This window comes from uncultured Ligilactobacillus sp. (assembly GCF_948826705.1).
GTDB lineage: Bacteria > Bacillota > Bacilli > Lactobacillales > Lactobacillaceae > Ligilactobacillus.
This window is the reverse complement of record NZ_CAQLEL010000124.1, coordinates 1-1,473: the sequence shown is the minus strand read 5'-3', so window position 1 is coordinate 1,473 and position 1,473 is coordinate 1. Positions and strand designations below refer to the sequence as shown.

The 1,473-nt window shown below is 39.2% G+C and carries 1 pseudogene; it reads left to right on the top strand.

The window, feature by feature from the left end:
- Positions 1-1,473 (top strand): annotated as a pseudogene (locus Q9Q35_RS09030) (hypothetical protein); the annotation flags it as partial.

The following is a 1,473-nucleotide window of genomic DNA, read 5'->3' as shown; positions in this document are numbered from 1 at the left end:
GCAAAAGGCTTAGGTTTAACGGGTGATGAAGCTGATAAAGCGAAAGGTAAGCTAGATTTTAGCGGTGTAGCTCGGATCTTTTCAACTGTATCGCAGGCTTTGAATACAGTTTTGAGCTTTGTTAAGCCAGTAGTAAGTGCGTTAGGAGAGATGGCGGGTGTTATTGCTAAGTCTGCTTTTTCAACATTCGCAGATGTGCTTAATGACGTTGGTAAAGCGTTAGGTGCTGCGTTTGATAAAATATCACCACTTATTCCCGCATTGAGTGATACTGATAAAAAAATGTCTGCTATTACTAAACATGAAGGAGCTCTAAAGGCTGTTGGTGTCGCGTTAGGATCAATTGCAACAGCTTTTACAGCAATTAAGGCGGCTTCTACAGTTGCGAGCGTTGTTACATCGGCAGCCTCTGCTTTTAAAGTGCTATCTGGAGCTATTGATATTGTCGGTGCTTCACTTTTGGTTTTCGGAGACTTCCTTGCAGCTAATCCAATAATTTTGATTATTGGTGCAGTAATAGCATTGGGCGTCGTAGTTTACGAAGCTTACAAGCACTTCAAACCATTCAGAGATTGGGTGAATAAAACTTGGGATGCACTCAAGAGTTTTGGATCTGGAGTTGCTAAAGTTGGCAAACAAATCTATCACGGTATTGTTGATGGATTATCCGGAGTAATATCTTGGATCAAGAAATGGATCAAAAATATCGGAAAAGTAATTGATGACATTACAAAAACTATAAAGAAGCCACTTTCAAATATTTGGAAAGAGATCCAACCAATTGTTAAGTCAGGTATGAAAGTTATCTCTGCTATCATTGATCTTGAAATGACGGTCTTAAAGAAAGGTTGGTCAACAGCTTGGGGCTTAATGTCTGGTGCTGTTAAGTTGGCTTGGAAAATAATTGAACCAATTGTAAAAATTGGTATGAAGATTATTTCTAATGCTATCAAAGTCGAAATGGAAATAATTAAAATAGCTTGGAAACTTGCTTGGAATGCTTTATCTACGACTGTTAAAGTGGTTTGGAAAGTCATGGAACCTATCGTTAAATTAGGGATGGGCATTATAAAGGGTATTATCTCTGGAACGATGAGTGTTATCAGTGGTCTTTGGAAAGGTGCATGGAACTTGATCAAGGGCGTCTTACATGGCGTTTGGGAGATAATGAAGCCAATCGTAAAAACTGCCTTAGATGTGATAGCAGACGTCATCAAGATCGTAACAAATGCGATCAAAGGCAACTGGTCTGGCGTTTGGAATGGTATTAAAAACCTATTTAGTGATATTTGGAACGGTATTAAGTCTATTGGGTCGGGAGCAATTAACGGTCTGAAAGATATCATTATCGGAGTTGCTAAAGGTATTGACAGTGCTTGGAGAGGAATTTGGGACGGCGTTGCAAAATTCTTTAGTGGGATTTGGGATGGTATGAAAAATGCTGCTAAGGCTGGATTTAATGGGATCATTGAT